This window comes from Maribacter sp. IgM3_T14_3, from assembly GCF_049603095.1.
Taxonomy (GTDB): domain Bacteria; phylum Bacteroidota; class Bacteroidia; order Flavobacteriales; family Flavobacteriaceae; genus Maribacter.
On the sequence record NZ_CP187138.1, the window covers coordinates 2,504,189 to 2,525,001 of the forward strand.

17 protein-coding genes and 1 tRNA gene are annotated in these 20,813 nt (G+C 35.1%); 12 read left to right on the forward strand and 6 right to left on the reverse strand.

Going from position 1 to position 20,813, the window contains the following annotated elements; translation table 11 throughout:
• Positions 1-93: 93 nt before the first annotated feature.
• The 3 genes from feoB to ACPF9A_RS11205 form a co-directional block, all read right to left on the reverse strand.
• Positions 94-2,280 carry a ferrous iron transport protein B gene (gene feoB, locus ACPF9A_RS11195; RefSeq protein WP_423996907.1) on the reverse strand — a complete coding sequence of 729 codons (2,187 nt, stop codon included), beginning with the start codon at positions 2,278-2,280 and terminating at the stop codon, positions 94-96.
• The gene (locus tag ACPF9A_RS11200) at positions 2,277-2,522 is read right to left on the reverse strand and encodes a FeoA family protein (RefSeq protein WP_423996909.1); all 246 of its coding nucleotides are present in this window, start codon (positions 2,520-2,522) and stop codon (positions 2,277-2,279) included. The genes feoB and ACPF9A_RS11200 overlap by 4 nt, the downstream gene beginning before the upstream one ends.
• A gap of 105 nt (positions 2,523-2,627) precedes the next feature.
• Positions 2,628-3,311: an SCO family protein gene (locus ACPF9A_RS11205; protein ID WP_423996911.1), complete on the reverse strand. Its 684-nt coding sequence runs from the start codon at positions 3,309-3,311 to the stop codon at positions 2,628-2,630.
• Positions 3,312-3,473: 162 nt separating this feature from the next.
• Here ACPF9A_RS11205 and rseP point away from each other — a divergent pair, with 162 nt between their 5' ends.
• From rseP to ACPF9A_RS11230, 5 genes are all read left to right on the forward strand, one after another.
• Positions 3,474-4,826 carry an RIP metalloprotease RseP gene (rseP, locus tag ACPF9A_RS11210; protein ID WP_423996913.1) on the forward strand — a complete coding sequence of 451 codons (1,353 nt, stop codon included), beginning with the start codon at positions 3,474-3,476 and terminating at the stop codon, positions 4,824-4,826.
• A gap of 123 nt (positions 4,827-4,949) precedes the next feature.
• Positions 4,950-5,023, forward strand: a tRNA-Asn gene (locus ACPF9A_RS11215).
• Between the two features lie 284 nt (positions 5,024-5,307).
• Complete coding sequence (locus ACPF9A_RS11220; RefSeq protein ID WP_423996915.1) at positions 5,308-5,787, forward strand: biotin/lipoyl-containing protein; 480 nt, start codon at positions 5,308-5,310, stop codon at positions 5,785-5,787.
• A 183-nt stretch (positions 5,788-5,970) separates the two neighbouring features.
• Complete coding sequence (accC, locus tag ACPF9A_RS11225) at positions 5,971-7,443, forward strand: acetyl-CoA carboxylase biotin carboxylase subunit (RefSeq protein WP_423996917.1); 1,473 nt, start codon at positions 5,971-5,973, stop codon at positions 7,441-7,443.
• 27 nt (positions 7,444-7,470) lie between these two features.
• Complete coding sequence (locus ACPF9A_RS11230) at positions 7,471-9,012, forward strand: acyl-CoA carboxylase subunit beta (RefSeq protein ID WP_423996919.1); 1,542 nt, start codon at positions 7,471-7,473, stop codon at positions 9,010-9,012.
• Between the two features lie 51 nt (positions 9,013-9,063).
• On the opposite strand, the gene ACPF9A_RS11235 is transcribed toward ACPF9A_RS11230, so the two are convergent.
• Positions 9,064-9,315: a substrate-binding domain-containing protein gene (locus ACPF9A_RS11235; RefSeq protein WP_423996921.1), complete on the reverse strand. Its 252-nt coding sequence runs from the start codon at positions 9,313-9,315 to the stop codon at positions 9,064-9,066.
• 350 nt (positions 9,316-9,665) lie between these two features.
• Here ACPF9A_RS11235 and ACPF9A_RS11240 point away from each other — a divergent pair, with 350 nt between their 5' ends.
• From ACPF9A_RS11240 to scpA, 6 genes are all read left to right on the forward strand, one after another.
• Complete coding sequence (locus ACPF9A_RS11240; RefSeq protein ID WP_423996923.1) at positions 9,666-11,960, forward strand: PAS domain S-box protein; 2,295 nt, start codon at positions 9,666-9,668, stop codon at positions 11,958-11,960.
• Positions 11,961-11,971: 11 nt separating this feature from the next.
• Positions 11,972-12,388: a response regulator gene (locus ACPF9A_RS11245; RefSeq protein WP_423996925.1), complete on the forward strand. Its 417-nt coding sequence runs from the start codon at positions 11,972-11,974 to the stop codon at positions 12,386-12,388.
• A gap of 107 nt (positions 12,389-12,495) precedes the next feature.
• Positions 12,496-12,651: a YqaE/Pmp3 family membrane protein gene (locus tag ACPF9A_RS11250; RefSeq protein ID WP_073241915.1), complete on the forward strand. Its 156-nt coding sequence runs from the start codon at positions 12,496-12,498 to the stop codon at positions 12,649-12,651.
• Positions 12,652-12,928: 277 nt separating this feature from the next.
• Positions 12,929-13,738, forward strand: a complete 810-nt coding sequence (locus ACPF9A_RS11255) for a DUF6503 family protein (protein ID WP_423996928.1) — start codon at positions 12,929-12,931, stop codon at positions 13,736-13,738.
• 107 nt (positions 13,739-13,845) lie between these two features.
• Positions 13,846-15,219, forward strand: a complete 1,374-nt coding sequence (locus ACPF9A_RS11260; protein ID WP_423996930.1) for a methylmalonyl-CoA mutase subunit beta — start codon at positions 13,846-13,848, stop codon at positions 15,217-15,219.
• Positions 15,212-17,374: a methylmalonyl-CoA mutase gene (gene scpA, locus ACPF9A_RS11265; RefSeq protein WP_423996932.1), complete on the forward strand. Its 2,163-nt coding sequence runs from the start codon at positions 15,212-15,214 to the stop codon at positions 17,372-17,374. The genes ACPF9A_RS11260 and scpA overlap by 8 nt, the downstream gene beginning before the upstream one ends.
• Before the next feature lie 74 nt (positions 17,375-17,448).
• Here the strand turns inward: scpA and ACPF9A_RS11270 are convergent, their stop codons facing one another.
• On the reverse strand, positions 17,449-18,693 hold the full coding sequence (locus tag ACPF9A_RS11270; protein ID WP_423996934.1) for an MFS transporter: 1,245 nt from the start codon (positions 18,691-18,693) through the stop codon (positions 17,449-17,451).
• Between the two features lie 238 nt (positions 18,694-18,931).
• Here ACPF9A_RS11270 and ACPF9A_RS11275 point away from each other — a divergent pair, with 238 nt between their 5' ends.
• Positions 18,932-19,504 carry a RidA family protein gene (locus ACPF9A_RS11275; RefSeq protein WP_423996936.1) on the forward strand — a complete coding sequence of 191 codons (573 nt, stop codon included), beginning with the start codon at positions 18,932-18,934 and terminating at the stop codon, positions 19,502-19,504.
• Between the two features lie 446 nt (positions 19,505-19,950).
• Here ACPF9A_RS11275 and ACPF9A_RS11280 read toward each other — a convergent pair whose 3' ends face one another.
• Positions 19,951-20,700: a hypothetical protein gene (locus ACPF9A_RS11280; protein ID WP_423996938.1), complete on the reverse strand. Its 750-nt coding sequence runs from the start codon at positions 20,698-20,700 to the stop codon at positions 19,951-19,953.
• Positions 20,701-20,813 lie beyond the last annotated feature (113 nt).

A 20,813-nucleotide genomic window follows, 5' to 3' on the forward strand; every position in this document is an offset into this window, starting at 1 on the left:
CCAAATAGATTTTGGGATAAAAAATTTAGTAACTATATAACCAACAGAAATAGCTAAAGTGATGTAAACTAAGATGTGTTGTATCATGTGTTTTTATTTTAATAATTGATAAGCTATTAAAGCAACAATATAAGCAAATAGGCTCATAAATACTAGTTGCCCCGCAGGCCATTTCCAAGAATTCGTTTCTCTTTTTACTACGGCCAATGTACTCATACATTGCATGGCAAATGCATAAAATAGAAGTAGCGAAACACCAGAAGCTAAATTAAATAGTGGCTTTTGAGTTCTAGGGTTTACTTCTGCGGCCATTCTATTTTTTATGGTTTCTTCTTCATCATTACCTACGCTGTAAATAGTTGCCAATGTGCCGACAAAAACTTCTCTGGCTGCAAATGAGGTGATGACGGCAATACCAATTTTCCAATCATAGCCTAAAGGTCTTACAATAGGTTCTATAGCTTTACCCATATGGCCCATATAAGAGTGCTCTAGTTTATAACCTGCTATTTCTTGCGCTAATGCGCGTTCTTCAAGTTCTTTTTGTTGGTCAGATGCATTTGAGTTGTTTATATCTAAACCATCTTGATGGGTGTCAAAATAAATTTCACTACTGGTACTGAAACCTTCTTGTTCTACACGGTTGGTTACAATGGTCTCTGCATTTTTAAATTCGTCAGAAGATCCGTTAGAGCCTAAAAACCATAGAATTATAGAAATTGCTAAAATGATTTTACCTGCCCCGAAAACAAAACTTTTGGTCTTTTCAAGAACGGTATAGCCTACATTTTTAAGCAATGGTAATTTGTAATTTGGCATTTCTACCACAAAGAAAGATTTGCTCTTTATTTTAAGTATTTTATTTAAGATTACCGCCGATAGAATAGCGGCTCCAAAACCCATTAAGTACAATGACATTAAGGTCAGTGCTTTATAGCTTAAGCCTAAAAAGCTACCTTCGGGTATGACTAATGCTATAATAATCAGGTAGACTGGCAAACGCGCCGAGCAGGTGGTAAACGGAGTTACTAATATGGTAATTAATCGTTCTTTCCAGTTTTCAATAGTTCTGGTAGCCATCACTGCAGGTATAGCACATGCTGTTCCTGATATTAACGGAACTACACTTTTACCACTTAAGCCAAACGGGCGCATTATTCTATCCATTAAAAATACCACCCTACTCATGTAGCCCGTTTCTTCTAACAAGGCTATAAAAAGAAACAAGAACGCTATCTGTGGAATAAAAATAACAATACCGCCAATACCAGATAAAATTCCCTCTGCAATTAGGTTTGTGAAAACCCCTGGTGGCAATGTGTTTTTTACCCATTCTGTAGCTGATGCAAAAAAACCGTCAATAAGATCCATCGGGTATTCGCTCCATCCATAAATGGCTTGAAATATGGTCAATAAAATTAGAAAGAATATAAGGTAGCCAAATACTTTATGTGTTAGCACCTTGTCTAAAGTTGCTCTAAAACCTTTGGCAGCATTAACGTCGACCTTATAGGTCTCTTTTAAAATTCCGTTAATAAACTGGTATCTTAAAATCGTTTCTTTCTGTTGAAGACGCTTTAATTCAGATTTAGATTTGGTGGCAAACGAAGTGGCATCTTTAAATAATGTCTTTTCAAGAGGCATAAAATTGACATCTTGAGTTATAACCAGCCATAGTTTGTACACATCTTCTTTTGGGAAGGTGGTAGAAAGTTTCTCAAAATAATCGGGCGCGATTACAGAGATGTCTACATTTTGCGTTTTTGGTAAATTCTTATAATCGGCAATTAATTCTCTTAGTTTTTCTATACCCGTTTCTTTTCGGGTACTTACTAATGCAATTTTGGCGTTTAGCTTTTTTTCTAGTAATTCTATATCTATTGTAATACCCTTTCGAGACATACGGTCTGCCATGTTAATGACCAGTATAGTGGGTATTTTTAAATCTTTTATTTGTGTAAAAAGGAGAAGATTTCTTTTTAGGTTCTCAACATCGGAAACTACAATGGCCACATCTGGGTGGTCTCTATCATTTTTATTGAGAAGCAGTTCGACAGCAACACTTTCATCTAAAGAGGTTGTGTTTAAGCTGTATGTGCCTGGTAAATCTAAAATATGGGCTTTTACACCTCGTGGAAGTTTACAGATTCCTTCTTTTTTTTCAACGGTAATACCTGGGTAGTTACCTACTTTCTGGTTTAACCCGGTAAGCTGATTAAAAACTGAAGTTTTACCGGTGTTTGGGTTCCCGATAAGGGCTACATTGATTTGTTTGCTCATATAACCACATTATCTTCAATAATATCAAGTGCTATATGTAAGGCCATTTCTCTTCTTATGGCAATATGCGATCCGTTGACATTGATATAGATGGGATCATTTAAAGGAGCTACTTGCACTAATTCTACTACATTACCTGGTAAACAACCTAGCTCTAGTAGTTTTATAGGTAATAGGTTTTCGGTGAATTCTTTAATAATTCCCCTTTGACCTCTTTTTAAATGTGCGACTGTAGTTTCCAATCTTTATTTAGATTCATTATAAGTAACAAAAGTAAAGCAAATAATTCAATTAGGAAATTAATACATCTTAAATCTAATACTGTTAGACTGTCTTACCTTAAAGGTTTAATCGTTGTTTTCGTCGTAAGACTTTTTTAAAATTTCGATATCAGCTAAAATCTTATCGATATCCTCTTTCTTGGTGCCATCATAGAAACCTCGAATTCTCTTTTTCTTATCTACCAAAATGAAATTTTCGGTGTGTATCATATCAAACGGTCCGCCATCACCATCTGTTTTTACGGCTAAATACGATTTACGGGCAAGATCATAGATTTGTTTTTTATCACCCGTAACTAAATTCCATGTTGCATCGTCTACCCCTTTTTCTAGGGCATATTTCTTTAGCTGAGCTACAGAATCTATTTCTGGTGTTACCGAGTGTGATAATAACATTACACCAGAATCGTTACCAAGGGCTTTTTGTAGATCGACCATATTCTTGGTCATTATAGGGCAAATAGTAGGACAGGTGGTAAAGAAGAAATCGGCAATGTAAATTTTATCCTTGTAATCTTCTTGAGTAATCGTTTCGCCATTTTGGTTGGTCAAAGAGAAATCGGCGATAGTATGGTATTTTCTAACATGCTGAATCTCTTCAGAAACCAATTCTGCATTCACCATAGCAGGCGAATATACCGGTAATAGCTTTACAGGTTGTAAGGCATTATAGAACAGATACATGATAACTGCAGAAATTGGCAGTAGCACCAGACCGAATAACTTGAATTTAGCAAAAAAAGAACGCATACGAATTTTTTACAAAGGTACGCTAGGGTGCTTTATTTTTCAAGCAAATAGGTAGGTTCAGGTTATAAATTATTCATAAAATACCACTACCTCAGTGTGTTTCTTTTTTTTAGCGGTTGTAAAAATGTACTTTTGTGCGATTTTAATTTTCAGGAAAAAAGAATGAGCCCCATTATAATAAAGACAATACAATTTTTTTTAAGCCTTTCTATACTTATAGTACTACACGAGTTAGGGCATTTTATACCAGCAAAATATTTTAAAACAAGAGTAGAGAAATTCTACTTATTCTTTGATGTGAAGTTTTCACTTTTCAAAAAGAAAATAGGAGAAACTGAATACGGAATAGGTTGGTTGCCATTAGGCGGATATGTGAAAATATCTGGAATGATAGATGAAAGCATGGATAAAGAAGCCATGGCAGAAGAACCTAAGGAATGGGAGTTTAGAAGCAAACCAGCTTGGCAACGTTTAATTATCATGTTAGGTGGTGTTACTGTCAATTTTGTGCTAGCGGTAATTATTTTTATTGGTTTAGCTTATGCTTATGGAGAGCAATATATTGCAAACGATAGTTTAAAAGATGGTGTTTGGATAACTGACACAACCTTAGGGAATGCACTTGGAATAGAAACAGGAGATAAGGTTATTGCTGTTGATGGTAAAGAAATTGAATCTTTGAATAGTATAATGCCAGAAGTGGTTTATGGTGAAAAAATAACTCTAGAGCGAAATGGTGAAATCATAGAAAAGGATATTCCGGTAGATTTTATAGAAACTATTTCTGACAATAGGGAGAATGCGAGGTTTATTTCATACCGAAATCCGTTTGTAGTTAGAAGTATTCCAGAAGATTCTCCAAATAAAGAGAGCGGATTTCAAGAAGGTGATGCTGTAGTAAAAATTGCCGGCACACCTGTAGAGTTTCAAGATCAGGTGATTCCTGTGTTGGCGGCTAATAAAGGTAAAACCGTTCCTGTAGAAGTTATGAGGGAAGGTGATAAAGTTTCTCTGAATGCAAAGGTTTCTGACGAAGGTAAATTTGGGATTTATGCAGGATTAGGTTCTATGGAGGAGTATCAAGAGAAGGGTTATTTTCAAATAAAACAATTAAAATACAGTTTTGTAGAATCAATCCCCGCCGGATGGAACAAAGGTGTTAAGACTCTTACAGACTATATAAAAGGGATGAAGAAAATCTTTAATCCTGATACCGGTGCTTATAAAGAGGTTGGTGGTTTTGCTGCTATTGGTGGTATGTTTCCAGATACTTGGAACTGGCCTCAATTTTGGGCTACAACTGCGTTTATATCGATTATTCTTGCATTTATGAATATTCTGCCAATACCTGCTTTAGATGGCGGACACGTTATGTTCTTGCTATATGAAATGGTTACTGGTAGAAAGCCAAGCGATAAGTTTTTAGAGTACGCACAAGTAACAGGTTTCTTTATTTTAATAGCCTTATTACTGTTCGCAAATGGTAACGATGTGTATAAATTGATATTTAAATAAAAAAAATAATTTATTTATTTGGAGACTTTTAAAAAACCACTATATTTGCACCCGATTTAGGAAGCTAAAGCAATTAAGTATTGCAAAATACAAGTCAAAAAAAGACTTTAAAATAACATAAATTCCTCCTTAGCTCAGTTGGTTAGAGCATCTGACTGTTAATCAGAGGGTCCTTGGTTCGAGCCCAAGAGGAGGAGCAAAAAGCGAAAGCCTTATCAGAGATGATAAGGTCTTTTTGTTTTTAATCAATACTGGTTAACACCTATATCGGTTTGTCATAGATTTCTACTTTATCCTATAACATCAATATTTCAATTTAAAATCTAAAATTCGGTGCGCTATTCTGTATCCTATTTTAAAATTTTAGACATCCGTGGTATACATATTGAAATGGAATGGCACTTTTTTAATTGGTAAAATTCATCGCCAATCTTTTTCAATATCTTTGGTACACACTATAAGTTGTTTTATAATATAAAATATGTCAAACTATTTAATTACCGTAAACGAAGAAGAACTGCATGTTAATAGTAGCGATGTCGATGCTCTAGATAGCATTAATGTCGATGCAAAAAACCTTCATGTTTTAGATAATAATAGTGCTTTTCAAGTAGAGATTGTCCATTCCGATTTTTTGAATAAGACGATGTCATTGTCTATCAACGGAAATATGTATGACATAAAGCTTGAAGACGAGTACGATCAGCAGGTCAAAAAAATGGGATTGCTAGCGGTTACGACTCAAAAACTAAATGAGGTAAAAGCACCAATGCCAGGGTTAATTGTAATTGTAATGGTTGAGGTGGGTCAAGAGATTGTAGTAGGTACTCCCTTATTGGTTTTATCGGCAATGAAAATGGAAAATATTATTCTTGCGCAAGGTGAGGGGATTATTAAGTCTATTGAGATTAAGAAAGACGACGCTGTAGAAAAGGGACAAGTGATTATTGAAATGGAGTAGATACCAAACACGATAGCTGTTATGGCATATAGAATACGTGACCTAGGATGAGACCTTTGATACACTCCTAAGAGAAAAATCCTATAATATTGAGACCCGCCCAATGGTACTGACGAGCAAGTCTTAGAAAATTAAACCCTCAATGAGGGATTAAATCTCGAATATCGAGTAAAATAAGTTTTAATGAAGAAAATACTAATAGCCAACCGCGGTGAAATAGCTTTACGAATAATGAAAACTGCCCAAAAAATGGGTATTAAAACCGTTGCTGTTTACTCAGAGGTTGACCGTCATTCTCCACATGTAAAGTTTGCTGATGAAGCAGTTTTATTGGGGCCTGCGCCATCATCAGAATCTTATCTAGTGATGGAGAAAATTATTAATGCGGCAAAAGTAACCGGTGCTGAAGGTATTCACCCAGGTTACGGATTCTTAAGTGAAAATGCGGTGTTTGCCCAAATGGTTGAAGATAATGGGATTACTTTCATTGGTCCTAAGCCTCATGCTATTAAGGTGATGGGGAATAAATTAGCTGCCAAAGAAGCGGTTCGTGATTATGATATTCCTATGGTGCCAGGTATCGAAGAGGCAATAACCGATGTGGCGTTAGCTGAAAAGGTAGCTATGCAGATAGGTTTCCCGATTTTAATAAAAGCTTCTGCAGGTGGTGGCGGTAAAGGAATGCGTGTTGTTGAAAACTTGAAAGATTTACCAGAACAAATGCAACGGGCGATCAGTGAAGCGCAAGCCGCTTTTGGCGATGGTTCTGTTTTTATAGAAAAGTATGTGGGTTCGCCTAGGCATATCGAAATTCAAGTATTAGCCGATACACATGGCAATACAGTTCATTTATTTGAACGTGAATGTAGTGTTCAAAGAAGGCATCAAAAAGTAGTTGAAGAAGCTCCGTCAGCAGTATTGACTCCAGAAATTAGAAAAGCGATGGGTGAAGCTGCTATTAAAGTGGCAAAAGCTTGTGATTATGTGGGTGCGGGTACGGTGGAGTTTTTACTAGACGAAAAGAAGAATTTTTATTTTTTAGAAATGAACACCAGGTTGCAAGTAGAGCATCCGGTTTCTGAGTTAATATCTGGTATTGATTTGGTAGAGCAACAAATAAAAGTAGCTCGTGGCGAAAAGTTGGCTTTTACCCAAGAAGATTTGAAAATAACAGGTCATGCGCTTGAAGTTCGTGTGTATGCCGAAGACCCGTTAGCTAATTTTATGCCGAGTATCGGTACGCTGTCAACTTACAAAACTCCCGTTGGGGAAGGTATTCGTGTTGATGATGGTTTCGAAGAAGGTATGGAGGTTCCAATTTATTATGACCCCATGATTTCTAAGTTGATTACCTATGGAAAAAATAGGGAGGAAGCTATTCAGTTAATGATAAAGGCAATTGATGGTTATAAAGTTGAAGGTGTTGCAACAACCTTGTCTTTTGGCAAATTTGTATGTGAACATGAAGCTTTTACATCAGGAAATTTTGATACACATTTTGTCAAAAACTACTATTCTCCAGAGCATTTAGAAAAGCAGTATGCTGAAGAAAAAAGAATAGCAGCATTAGTAGCCTTAAAGCTGTATTTAGAAAATGATAAAATAGTAAAAATTCCGACTAAGGTTTCTTCGAATTGGAAGAAGAGTAGAGCTTAAAATTGCAAATTGATTTGAAAAATTAGAATGAAAGATAATAAACAGATACTAGCAGAGAAACTGGCATTGGCTAAATTAGGTGGTGGTCAAGCACGTATTGATAAACAGCATGCCAAAGGAAAGTTAACTGCTCGTGAACGTGTTCATTTTTTGTTAGATGAGGGCTCATTTGAAGAAATGGGCGCTTTGGTTACCCACCGTACTAAAGATTTCGGTATGGAAAAACAAGTTTTCTATGGCGACGGAGTAGTTACAGGTTACGGAACTATTAACGGAAGACAAGTTTGCGTTTTTGCACAAGATTTTACGGTTTTTGGCGGGGCACTTTCTGAAACCCATGCCGAAAAAATCCTTAAAATTATGGATATGGCTATGAAAATAGGCGTACCAATGATTGGTCTGAATGATAGTGGAGGAGCCAGAATTCAAGAGGGAGTACGTTCATTAGGTGGATACGCTGATATTTTTCATAAGAACGTAATGGCATCGGGAGTAATTCCTCAGATTTCTGCCATAATGGGACCATGTGCCGGTGGTGCGGTTTACTCGCCTGCCATGACCGATTTTACCTTAATGGTAGAGAATTCTAGTTATATGTTTGTTACAGGACCCAATGTGGTAAAAACAGTAACAAATGAAGAGGTAACATCAGAAGAATTGGGTGGAGCGTTAACCCATGCTACCAAATCTGGAGTAACGCATTTGACGGCTGCGAATGATATTCAATGTATCAATCAGATTAAGCAGATGATTAGTTATATGCCTCAGAATTGTGAGGATAAACCAGCAGATTTGCCATTTGAGCTAGGTAATGAGGTGCGCGATGTATTAGAAGATATTGTTCCTGAGAATGCAAATCAACCTTACGATATGCGTCACGTCATCAACGGAATTATTGATCAAGACACATTCTTTGAAATTCATGAAGCGTATGCCGATAACATCGTTGTGGGCTTTGCACGATTAGGTGGTAAAAGCATTGGTATTGTTGCCAATCAGCCTATTAGTTTGGCGGGTGTATTAGATGTTGATAGTTCTAAAAAGGCAGCACGTTTTACTCGTTTTTGCGATTGTTTCAATATTCCGCTTTTAGTTTTGGTAGATGTACCAGGATTTTTACCGGGTACTGATCAAGAATGGAACGGTATTATAACTAATGGTGCAAAATTATTATATGCTCTAAGTGAAGCAACAGTACCTAAAGTAACGGTTATTACACGAAAAGCATATGGTGGTGCGTACGATGTAATGAACTCTAAACATATTGGAGCCGATTTAAATTATGCTTGGCCAGGTGCAGAAATTGCAGTGATGGGAGCAAGGGGAGCGAGTGAAATTATTTTTAAGAAAGAAATAAGTGCTTCTGATGATCCTGTGGCGAAATTGGCTGAAAAAGAGGCTGAGTATGCAGAATTATTTGCAAACCCATATAGCGCTGCACAAAGAGGGTTTATAGATGAGGTAATTCTACCAAAAGATACCAGAAGAAAACTAATAAAAGCATACACTATGCTAGAAAATAAAGTAGCTACTTTACCAAAGAAGAAGCATGGTAATATTCCGTTGTAATGTTCGGTTTTTAAAAGTGGATGTCCACTTGTTTTAAGAGGTTCTGTAGCTTTATACCATTAGCGAAGAATCTCTAACAATCAGGCTAGTTTTGATCTCAACGGTTTTTGTCATTACATCATTGGTAGGGTTTTCAAGTTCTTGAATTAAAAAGCGAACTGCCGTTCTACCTATTTTATCGCCAGGTTGATCGACTGTTGTTAATGCGGGACTTACTATTTTCGAGTTAATTTTAAGAGGCATTTCTACTCTAAAAGAAGCTATGGAAAATAGCAGGGAAAATCTTGTAAATGCATCGTACAATTTTGCTAGTTTATTGAAGTAAAGATTTTACTTTTGGGCATTAATATAACTTAAATTCATCTTAGTAATTTAAGTACAGACTGTACATCGTAATTTCCTTTGATACTTATAGTTGCTTCCGGTAATTCTTTAAACCGTTTAAAATAACCTCAAAAGTTCCTTTTAAGTCAGAAGTAAAAAACTCAAAATCATAATTCTGTCCTTAATATCTAGACAGTTGTCTTTTTGCCTTTTTTAAAGTCATATCCATTCATTACCAAAAATCTTTTTAAAGGAGGTCATATCCCATTTCATTACTTATCAGTATTTTATTACTATTTTTAACATATATACTTGTTAAAATCAATAAATTGAGTCATTACCGTAATAATACCGAGCTTTTGGAAAAGCATCACCAAATATTCATTGAACAAACGCCCACAGCTATTGCTATGTTAGATACCAATATGGTGTACTTAGCTGCTTCTCAGCGTTGGCTCAAAGATTTTAAATTAGAGGATGAGACAATTGTTGGTAGATCTCATTATGATATTTTTCCAGAAATAGGTGATGATTGGAAAACTAAAAATCAAGAATGTCTTAAGGGTGCAATCGATATTTGCGACGAAGCACCATTTACACGTGCAGATGGTTCTATTCAATGGATTTATTGGGATGTTCGACCTTGGTATAATGCTAACGGAGAAATTGGCGGACTCTTAATGCATACTGGCGATATTACAGACCAAAAAGAAAAGGAACTTGAGAGAAAACGTGTTGAATCTATTTTAAATGATACCAGCGAAATTGCACGTATATCAACTTGGGAGATAAACCTTTCTACTCAAGAACTTTTATGGAATAAGATGGCCTATAAAATCTATGAAGTTGCAGATGATTTTAGACCAACAGTAGATGGTGCATTAGAGTTTTTTAAATACGATGAAGATAAACAAGCTGCTAAAATTGCAATTCAAAATGCAATTGATTATGGTTCTACTGTAGATATGGATGTAGAAATGCTTACTGCAAAAGGGAATACTATCTGGGCGAAAATTTTAGGTAAAGTTGAAAGTATATCTGGAGTGCCAATAAGATTTTATGGTATTTTACAAGATGTAAGTAGTATAAGACTTACCGAGCAACGTCTTAATAAGGCAGATTCAGAACTTGAGGCAATTTTTAATTCTAAATCTACCGCTATAATTACCACTGATAAAAACGGAATCATTAATCGTTTTAACAGCGGTGCTGAAAAATTGTTAGGGTATACTGCTGCAGAAATGATTGGTTTACAAAAACCGGAAATTTATCTCAGTGCCGAAGAATTGGATCAGTTCAAAAAAGATATTATAATAGAGTTTGGTAAAGATGCTACAGATATAAATTATAACTATAGAAATGAGAATATTAACGATACCAGACAGTGGACTTATAAAAGAAAAAATGGTACCACCTTTCCTGTATTGTCAACTATTACAGCTGTAAATAATAAGAAAGGTATAAATGAAGGTTTTATTGCCGTAGCTACAGATATTTCGAAAATTAAGGAAGTAAAGGACGAACTTCATAGAAAAAATGACCTTTTGAATTTAGGGGAGAAAATTAGTTTAATGGGGAATTGGCAGTGGAATATAGTTGAAGATATCGCTATTTGGTCAGAAAATCTTTATGCTCTTTTAGATCATGTAGGTGAGCCATTTAAATTAGATTTTACAACTTATTTACAAATGGTGCATGATGATGATAAAGAAAATGTATTACTACATTTTGAAAAAGCTCAAGAGATACAGGTTTTTGGTAAGCTTACCCATAGAATTATAACTTTTGCAGGTAATGTTAAAACCATTCAAATATTAGCTAGTGTTCTCTCAAATGATAAAGGGGAAACCGTTGAAATGATAGGCACTTGCCAAGATGTTACAGAGTCCAAAATTGCTGAGCAAAAGTTGATTGATGCTAAAGAAGAATTAGAAATAGTTGCTCAAAAACTTTCATATCAGAACAAGCAACTGGCAGATTTTACGCATATTACCTCGCATAATTTAAGAGCGCCGGTAGCTAATTTAAACTCGTTAATGGAGATTTATAAGCTTTTAGATGATGATGAAGAGCGCTTAGATATATTCGGTAAGTTCGATACGGTAATCGATCGCCTTACTTTAACATTAAATACATTGATAGAAGCGTTAAAAACGAAAATTAGTGATGCCCAAGAAGAATTGGAAAATGTAGATTTAAATGAAATTTTAGAAAATACGACCCAAACATTAAGTGGTGTAATTTTAACTTCAAATGCTATTGTAAAAGGAGACTTTACAGAAGTGTCGAACATCACTTATAATAGAATATATATGGAAAGCATTTTCCTTAATTTGATTGGCAATGCCATAAAATACAAAGCAAAAGACAGGGCTCCAGAAATTATAGTAAATTCTAAAGTAAAGAATGGTAGAAATATCATTACATTTAAAGATAACGGCTTGGGTATTGATCTTGAAAAACATGGTCACAAATTATTCGGACTAAACAAGGTTTTTCACAGACACCCAGATGCAAAGGGTGTTGGTTTATTCCTTACGAAAACTCAAGTTGAAGCAATGGGTGGTACGATTACCGCCACAAGTGAAGTTAATGTTGGCACAACTTTTACAATAATTTTTTAATGAAGCTTACTATGAATAATGTTTTAAAAACATGTATTGTTGATGATGATTCTATTTACCGTTTTACAATGGTAAAAGCACTAGAATCAACCAAATGTCCTATGGAAATAATGGCTTTTTCTGATGGCGAAGAGGCTATAAATTTTATGCTTGATAATCTTGAACAAGATTCTGTTTTTCCTGATGTTATTTTCTTGGATATTGATATGCCTGTTATGGACGGATTTCAGTTCATGGAAGAATACGTGAAAATTAAACCTAGAGTAGGTAAAAAAATCACTATTTATATGGTTTCGTCTTCATTAGATCCAGTTGATATAGAAAGAGCAAAGAAAATAAGTGCCATCTCAGATTATATTGTAAAACCAATTGGGTTAAACAGATTAAAGAATATTATTGAAGAATTATTGGAGGACCGTGAAAACTAACTACCCATGAGATTGTTATAACTGCGTTTCAGGTTATCATTCGAATGAATCGAGTTAAGCTTAAAAGCTTGAACTGGGTATTTTTGAACGAACCAAAAAATAATTCTATGTCGCTTTTAACAATAATTCTAAATATTTTATTACCACCATTAGCTGTTTTTCTAAAACATGGTATAGGTACAACATTGTTGGTCAGTATTTTATTGACTATGCTAGCTTGGTTGCCAGGTGTAATTCATGCTTTTGTTGTCAATCAAGAATAACTTGCATAATTTATAGCCTTGCCTGTTTATATACTGGTAAAGACAAATAAACCGTACTAATCTTCAATATAAATTGTTGGTTAGTGCGGTTTCTTTTTTTAGCTTATCCTTTTTTCTGTATTTGAGAATCAGTTTCCTATTAACATTAATTATGATAATCAATCTATTAAACTGTTCTTTTATATAATAACTTTGACTCGATAGGTGTAAATAGCTCCTTCGACTATTATTTTTTTAGCGATAGAATTCACCTACCGTTCCATTTAATTTTAAAGACATGAATAAATTTTTAAGAATAGTTTTTGGTTTTATATTTTTATCAATTGTTAGTTGTAAAGATGTTGATAAGCGCACTACTGGCGAAGGACAAAGTGAAAAATCTACTCAAGAATTGAAGGAAGAGACTACATTGGCTATTGTGCAAAATGCTATAAAAGCACATGGCGGTAGCTTCTATGATACCGCTAATTACGAGTTCGTATTTAGAAATAAAATGTACACTTTTAACAATAACGATGGATACCTATACCGCGTTAATTTCAAGGATAGTGTGCAAAATAAAATCGAAGATGTATTACAAAACGGTTCTTTTTCTAGAAAGATCAATAATGAGTTGATCGATTTGTCTGAGAAGGACATAGCAAAATATAGTAATGCCTTAAATTCAGTTATTTATTTTGCAACGTTGCCACATAAACTAAATGATAAAGCGGTACACAAAGAAGATGTTGGTGAAACCGTTATCAAAGGTGAAGATTACGATGTTATTAGAGTAACATTTGGTAAAGAAGGTGGTGGTACTGATCACGATGATGTTTTTATGTATTGGATAAATAAAAAATCGCACTACATAAATTATTTGGCATACAGCTACAGTACCAATGATGGCGGTGTACGTTTTAGAAGTGCCTATAACCCGAGAACTATAGACGGCATTCGTTTTCAAGATTATATTAATTGGGAAGCTCCTGTTGGTACTCCGCTAAAAGAGCTTCCGGTCCTTTTTGAGAAACAAGCGTTGAAAGAGTTGTCACGAATTGAAACAGAACAAATTCGTAATCTTAATGCAGCTGAACTAATAGAATAGGGTCGTTCTAGAACACAATTTACTTATCGTATCTTTGATAGTAGGTATTTGATACTTTTTTAAATACACATTAAACGAACTTGTTTTTAAATTAAAATCCGTCTTGTATGAAGGGTAAGACCTTATTTGAAAATTTTAATCCCATTTCTGAAAAAGAATGGAAACAGAAAATTCAATACGATTTAAAGGGGAAAGATTATAATGAAGAAGTGGTGTGGAATTCTCCTGAAGGTATTAAAGTAAAACCTTTCTACCATGCAGAAGATTTAGAACACATAACGGTTACTTCATCTCATATTACTTCTTGGAATATTGGTCAGGTTGTCTACGCAGGTAATGCCATTATGGCTAATGAAAAGGCACTGAAATATATAGCAAAAGGAGCTGAAGCAATCCGGTTTGTTATCCCGGTAGAAACTGTAAATGCTGCGGTTATTTTGAACAATATTGATTTATCTGCCATAAAAGTATATTTAGACATGCAATTTTTGTCTAAAGATTATATTACTAAAACTTTAGATAAGGTTACTGATTCCAATAAAATACATTTTCAAGTTGATCCTATCGGTCATTTGGCAAGATCAGGGAACTGGTATGAATCTATGCCTTCAGATATTGATCTCGTTAATGATTTAGCAGCACTTAATATTGACAATTTATTGAGTGTAGATGTTTCTCTCTATCAAAATGCTGGTGCAGATATGGTGCAACAATTGGCAAATGCTTTATCTCATGCCAATGAATATTTAAATATTTTACAAGAGAGCGGAAAACTTGCTAATCTTAAAAGTATTGATTTTAAGGTAGCAGTAGGTGGTAATTATTTCTTTGAAATTGCTAAGATAAAAGCGTTGCGTAATCTTTGGAGTGTTCTTGCCCAAGCATATGATATTGCTATTCCATGTCATATTACTACACAACCTTCTAGACGAAATAAAACCATTTACGATTATAATGTAAACTTGCTTAGAACCACCACCGAATGTATGTCTGCGGTATTAGGTGGGTCTGATGCTGTATTTAATTTAAATTATAATTCAGAATATAAAAAAGATAATGATTTTGCAGAACGTATAGCTTTTAATCAGCTTATTTTATTGAAAGAAGAAAGCTATTTTGATAAGGTAGAAAACCCAGCTGAAGGTAGTTACTATATTGAAACAATAAGTACTCAGTTAGCTGAGAAAGCGTTGATTTTGTTCAAGACAATTGAAAAGGATGGTGGATTCTTAAAGCAGCTTAAAAATCATACGATTCAGAATAGAATTGCTGATAGTGCTCAAAAGCAACAAGAGAAATTCAATACTAAGAAAACAGTTTTGGTAGGTTCTAATGCGTATCAAAATGAGAATGATAAAATGGCGCAGGAAATAGATCTGTATCCGTTCGTAAAAAAGAATCCTCGAAAAACATTGATTACTCCGATTATCGAAAAACGATTGGCAGAAGAACTAGAGCAAAACCGTTTATCTCATGAGTAGAAAAGATTTGCAACATATTCAATTGAATGATTCGGTATTACCTGATAATATTCAGAAGAATGGTACTTTAGAAACAGAAGAATCAACATTTACTACGGCAGAAACAATTTCATTAAAAAAGAAATATGCTAAAGAGGATATAGTTGATATAGAGCATTTAAATTTTGCTGCAGGTATACCGCCATTTTTGCGCGGACCCTATTCGACCATGTATGTATTACGCCCATGGACGATCAGACAATATGCTGGGTTTTCAACGGCTAAAGAAAGTAATGAGTTTTATAGAAAAAATTTAAAAGCAGGTCAAAAAGGATTATCGGTCGCCTTTGATTTACCTACCCACAGAGGTTACGATAGTGATCACGAAAGAGTAGTGGGCGATGTTGGTAAAGCAGGAGTTGCCATAGATAGCGTTGAAGATATGAAAGTACTCTTTGATGGTATTCCCTTAAACGAAATGTCTGTATCAATGACCATGAACGGTGCGGTATTGCCAATAATGGCATTTTATATCGTGGCAGCAGAAGAACAAGGAGTTTCGTTAGATAAGCTAGCGGGTACTATACAGAATGACATTCTTAAGGAATTTATGGTGCGTAACACCTATATCTACCCGCCGAAACCATCTATGCAATTGGTTGCAGATATATTTGAGTACACCAGTAAATACATGCCTAAATTTAATAGTATTAGTATTTCTGGCTATCATATGCACGAAGCGGGTGCCCCGGCGCATTTAGAGTTGGCGTATACACTTTCTGACGGATTAGAATATATAAGAACGGGAATAAAAGCGGGATTACTGATTGATGATTTTGCACCGCGACTTTCCTTTTTCTGGGGAATAGGCATGAATCACTTTATGGAGATTGCTAAAATGCGGGCAGCAAGAATGCTTTGGGCAAAAGTGGTGAAAGAATTCAATCCGAAGAACGAAAAATCTTTAATGTTAAGAACGCATTGCCAAACTAGCGGATGGAGTCTTACAGAACAAGATCCATTTAACAATGTAGCAAGAACTACTATAGAAGCCTCTGCAGCCGTTTTTGGCGGTACGCAAAGCCTTCATACGAATGCTTTAGATGAGGCAATAGCGTTGCCTACAGATTTCTCTGCGCGTATTGCTAGAGAAACTCAGATATATCTTCAACAAGAAACGAATATAACCAAGACCGTAGACCCATGGGCAGGTAGTTATTATGTAGAGAAACTTACGCATGAGTTGGTGCATAAGGCTTGGGAGCTAATGGAAGAGGTTGAGAGTCTTGGTGGTATGACCAAGGCAATTGAAACCGGTATCCCAAAAACTCGTATTGAAGAAGCTGCTGCTAGAAAACAGGCGCGTATAGATAGTCAGCAAGATGTAATTGTAGGTGTTAATAAATATCGATTGACCGAGGAAGACGAGCTTCAAATTTTAGAAGTTGACAATAAAGAGGTTCGTAGACAGCAATTACAGCGATTAGATGAAATAAAGAAGAGTAGAAATACAGTTGTAGTTCTTGAAAAGTTAAAGGCACTGACTATAGCGGCTAAAACTAAACTTGAAGATAGCGATTCGCAAGAAAATTTATTAGCTTTAGCAGTAGATGCCGCAAGAGAAAGAGCAACTTTAGGCGAAATAAGTAGTGCTCTTGAAGAAGCATTTGGTAGACATAAGGCAATTATAAATTCATTTACAGGTGTGTATTCAAGAGAAATTAAAGATGATTCAAGTTTTAAAAGAGCACAAGAACTAGCTGATCAATTTGCAGAAAAAGATGGTCGTAGACCACGTATTATGGTTGCCAAAATGGGGCAAGATGGTCATGATCGTGGAGCAAAAGTTGTGGCTACAGGGTATGCTGATTTAGGATTCGATGTAGATATAGGTCCGCTTTTTCAAACTCCGAAAGAAACGGCTAAGCAGGCGGTAGAAAATGATGTGCATATATTAGGAATTTCATCACTAGCTGGCGGACATAAAACCTTGGTGCCAGAAGTAGTTAAAGAACTTAAAAGCTACGGTCGCGAAGATATTATGGTTATTGTTGGGGGAGTAATACCGAAACAAGATTATGATTTTCTGAAGGAAGCTGGTGCTACGGCAGTATTTGGCCCAGGCACTAAAATTAGTGATGCAGCTATACAATTGTTAGAACTGCTGTTGAAATAAACGTAGAAATTAAATCAAATAAAAAATGCCGAGCAATTCAATTGCTCGGCATTTTTTTATGTTAATCGTAGTAGTTACGCAGTGGCAACCTCTACATTACTTTCTTTATTCTTTAACCAGAAGTATAGAATGGTAAATAGAACTATTAAGATAGCAGGAAACAAAACCATGGTACCTAAAGTTTCTTGACCAGAAACTAATTCTAATTCATCACCTGTAAATCCTTGTGCTTCTGCAGTTGCTCTGTCAGCGTCGATCCAACCACCAATAATAGGTTGAAAGATAGAAGAAGAGAACATACCTATTGCTCCAATAATAGACATACCCAAAGCGCCTGTTTTTGGTGTTTTTGTTGCAGCTAGACCAATCATGTTAGGCCAGAAGTAGGCAACTCCAAGCGCGAAAACTACAGCTGCTACATAAGCCATAGCTCCTGTTTGTGTACTAAATAAATAGATACCTAAAGTTGCTAAAACAGCAGAGCCCAAAAGAACTCCGGTTTGGTTAAATTTAGCAACCATGCTACCTCCGAAATAACGTGCTACCGCCATTAAACCTGCAGTTAATGCTAATATTATTGTTGGTTCAGCCCCACTTTTAGAAAGGATAAGACTTACCCATTGGTTTGGTCCAAATTCAGAAATTGCAGTAAGTGCCATACATATTCCTATAAATAAAAATAGCGGGGTAAACATGCCTTTTAAGTTACCACTAATAGTTGCAGCTTCTTCAATTTTAGCTTTAGGCCAAGTTTGCCCATAAAATAAATAGGCATAGATTACTGCTGGTATTAATAATAACCATACTTGGCTTTGACCAATAATACCAAAATCTGTCATAAAACCAGAGAGCAAGCTACCTACAGCGATACCACCAGGAAACCACATATGAAACCTGTTTAGCATCGTACTCATTCTATTTCCTTTATACGCATCAGCTATCATTGGGTTACAAGCAGCTTCAGTACACCCATTACCAAGGCCTATTAATAAGTTTGCTACTAAAAGCCCCATATAGCTTTCTGAAAAAATCAAGAGTAAAATACCAACAGCATGAGCGAAAAATGCAAATTGCATAATTACTTTTCCACCTACTTTATGATAAATTAAGCCACCGATGACCATAGCAATAGGGAAACCTAAAAACCACATAGAGGTTATTAGTCCCGCTTGACTAGCGCTTAATTCTAATTCAGTTTTTAATTGGTCTAATATTCCTGCCGCTATGGCAAAAGAGAATGCCGTGGTAATTAATGCGAAACAGCTGGCATAAAAGAGCCTATTCGCATTTACTTTAGAAGTTGAGTTAGAACTGTCCATATTTAAATTGATTTAGTTGTTGTTTTGGTTAATTTGCTAAACTAATAAAAATGAAATAATATCAGTGCTTTTTTAGTAAAATGATACCTTAAGTACGACAGAAAGCACAAAAAATAGTATTTACACAATTTTTACTGTTTTTTATGCAATACATTCTATATTGAATCTTGGGGTATTGTGTTGATAATGAAGTATTAGGTAACTTGTAGTCTAAATAATCACCTTTAATTTGAAAAATATGAAATACTGTGTTTTAATGCTTTTAGCCACTTTTGTGATAAGTTGTGGAGATATAGATAGGGCTGTGAGCGAAGAAAATGAAATCACGAGCACTAAAGCAGGCGCTAATTACAACCCAGAAGATTCTTTAGATAGTTTAGGGATTGTGTTACGTGATCAAGGTACGCCTGTTGCAAATTATGTGCATGCGGTAAGAACTGGTAATCTTTTATTTTTAGCGGGTAAAGGTCCAAAACAGGCTAATGGTGAAAATATTAGTGGGAAGCTAGGCGATAGCTTAACTATTGATCAAGGTTATCAAGCTGCTCGAGAGGTAGGTATTAATCAGTTGTCGGTTTTGAAAGCAGAACTTGGCAATCTTAACAAAGTTAAAAGGATTGTAAGCGTACATGGCATGGTCAATGCCTCACCAGATTTTAAGGATCACTCTAAAGTCATTAACGGATATTCAGATTTAATGGTTGCAGTTTTTGGAGAAAAAGGAAAACATGCACGTGCTGCAGTAGGCATGGGGTCTTTACCTGGTAATATGGCCGTTGAGGTTGAGATGGTTGTTGAGGTTTATGAGTAGGAATTTTCAGGAAATTGAAAACGTTTGCAAAGTGGAGTTAAATCAATATAATAACAAGAGGTTGATGTTTACATTACTTTTCGGTAGACATAGAACTATATTTTTGCGATGCCTTTTAAAAGGATACGTTCATAATTTGAGTTAGTTCTATAAAGCCGATTTATTTAATCGGCTTTTCTTTTGCCATATAGTAATGACTAATTAGTCAAAATAGAATGGATTTTGCTAATCTAATTCTTATTCTCGCTAAAAATAAATACCACCAAAAAGGCAACTATTAAACAAATTGCGAAAAATCCGAAAAGATTAATGTAATTAGACATAAGTAGGAATTTTCATCTAAAATATAAAAAGTACAGCAGGGCAAAGACCTTTAGGCTTTATTTTCGATGAATGGTAGGTTATTTATAGCTTACCAAAATTCGGTATTTATGCAGGTATTGATTTTATAATCTTGATAATTCTCTTTTACTCCAAATTTCATACATGGGCTCTCCTTTGCTGTTTTTTCCTGTATGGTGCCAGTCATCACCCTCGAGTTTATAATTGAATTCTAATTGTGCGCCAACTCTAGAGTTGTCTTTAGAAAAAAATTCTATATGCTCTTTGTAAATTCCATTTTCTGCACTGTAAGATCCTCCCCCTGTTCCTGAAAAACGAAAAGATTCTGTGTCATAGGCAATCCACTGAAAGGTATTGTCCATTAAAAGTTTTAAAGTTTTTCTAGTGTTTCCTTCCCCTCTTCTTTCTTGACCGGTACCTGGTCCTCTGGTTGCAAAAAGCCACTCGCCATCGAGGTCTTGTGTTGAATGATTACTAGGTGTTAAGGTCAATTCTTGAAACCAATTCATTTTAAGATTTTCACCTTCCATACTAAAAGGGATAGAGATTTTTCTTACACCATCCTTTTCATAATCAGAATTAAATTCTAAAAGAATGACTAAAAGACTATTCGATGCGGAGTTTTCAATCTGAAAAAATCCTCCTAGAGTTTTTATAAAATTATTAGGGGCTATTTCATACTCGTTATAGATAAAATAATCGTCATTTAGTTTAACCTGATGTACACTTTTTTTGCCATTGCTTTCAATGGTATCGGTGTAAATACCTGTGGGAATTTGACTATAACCCACCAAATTGCCAATAAAAAATAGCATGCAGAATAGAAAAGATGCTGTTATAGTTATATTTTTCATTCGAATAATTTAATTTTCATTTGTTAATTATCTAAAAATAAATTAGTTATAGGTTAACTTCAAATAATTTCAATAGAATTATTAAAAAAAATGTGTATGGTCGTAAAAAAACT

What these genes read in the sequence shown, in the direction of transcription:
- ACPF9A_RS11280 (WP_423996938.1), bottom strand. Translation starts at nt 20,700, where the DNA reads ATGAAAAATATAACTATAACAGCATCTTTTCTATTCTGCATGCTATTT.
- ACPF9A_RS11230 (WP_423996919.1), top strand. Translation starts at nt 7,471, where the DNA reads ATGAAAGATAATAAACAGATACTAGCAGAGAAACTGGCATTGGCTAAA.
- ACPF9A_RS11250 (WP_073241915.1), top strand. Translation starts at nt 12,496, where the DNA reads ATGTCGCTTTTAACAATAATTCTAAATATTTTATTACCACCATTAGCT.
- ACPF9A_RS11220 (WP_423996915.1), top strand. Translation starts at nt 5,308, where the DNA reads ATGTCAAACTATTTAATTACCGTAAACGAAGAAGAACTGCATGTTAAT.
- ACPF9A_RS11275 (WP_423996936.1), top strand. Translation starts at nt 18,932, where the DNA reads ATGAAATACTGTGTTTTAATGCTTTTAGCCACTTTTGTGATAAGTTGT.
- ACPF9A_RS11245 (WP_423996925.1), top strand. Translation starts at nt 11,972, where the DNA reads ATGAATAATGTTTTAAAAACATGTATTGTTGATGATGATTCTATTTAC.
- feoB (WP_423996907.1), bottom strand. Translation starts at nt 2,280, where the DNA reads ATGAGCAAACAAATCAATGTAGCCCTTATCGGGAACCCAAACACCGGT.
- scpA (WP_423996932.1), top strand. Translation starts at nt 15,212, where the DNA reads ATGAGTAGAAAAGATTTGCAACATATTCAATTGAATGATTCGGTATTA.
- ACPF9A_RS11270 (WP_423996934.1), bottom strand. Translation starts at nt 18,693, where the DNA reads ATGGACAGTTCTAACTCAACTTCTAAAGTAAATGCGAATAGGCTCTTT.
- accC (WP_423996917.1), top strand. Translation starts at nt 5,971, where the DNA reads ATGAAGAAAATACTAATAGCCAACCGCGGTGAAATAGCTTTACGAATA.
- rseP (WP_423996913.1), top strand. Translation starts at nt 3,474, where the DNA reads ATGAGCCCCATTATAATAAAGACAATACAATTTTTTTTAAGCCTTTCT.
- ACPF9A_RS11255 (WP_423996928.1), top strand. Translation starts at nt 12,929, where the DNA reads ATGAATAAATTTTTAAGAATAGTTTTTGGTTTTATATTTTTATCAATT.
- ACPF9A_RS11205 (WP_423996911.1), bottom strand. Translation starts at nt 3,311, where the DNA reads ATGCGTTCTTTTTTTGCTAAATTCAAGTTATTCGGTCTGGTGCTACTG.
- ACPF9A_RS11260 (WP_423996930.1), top strand. Translation starts at nt 13,846, where the DNA reads ATGAAGGGTAAGACCTTATTTGAAAATTTTAATCCCATTTCTGAAAAA.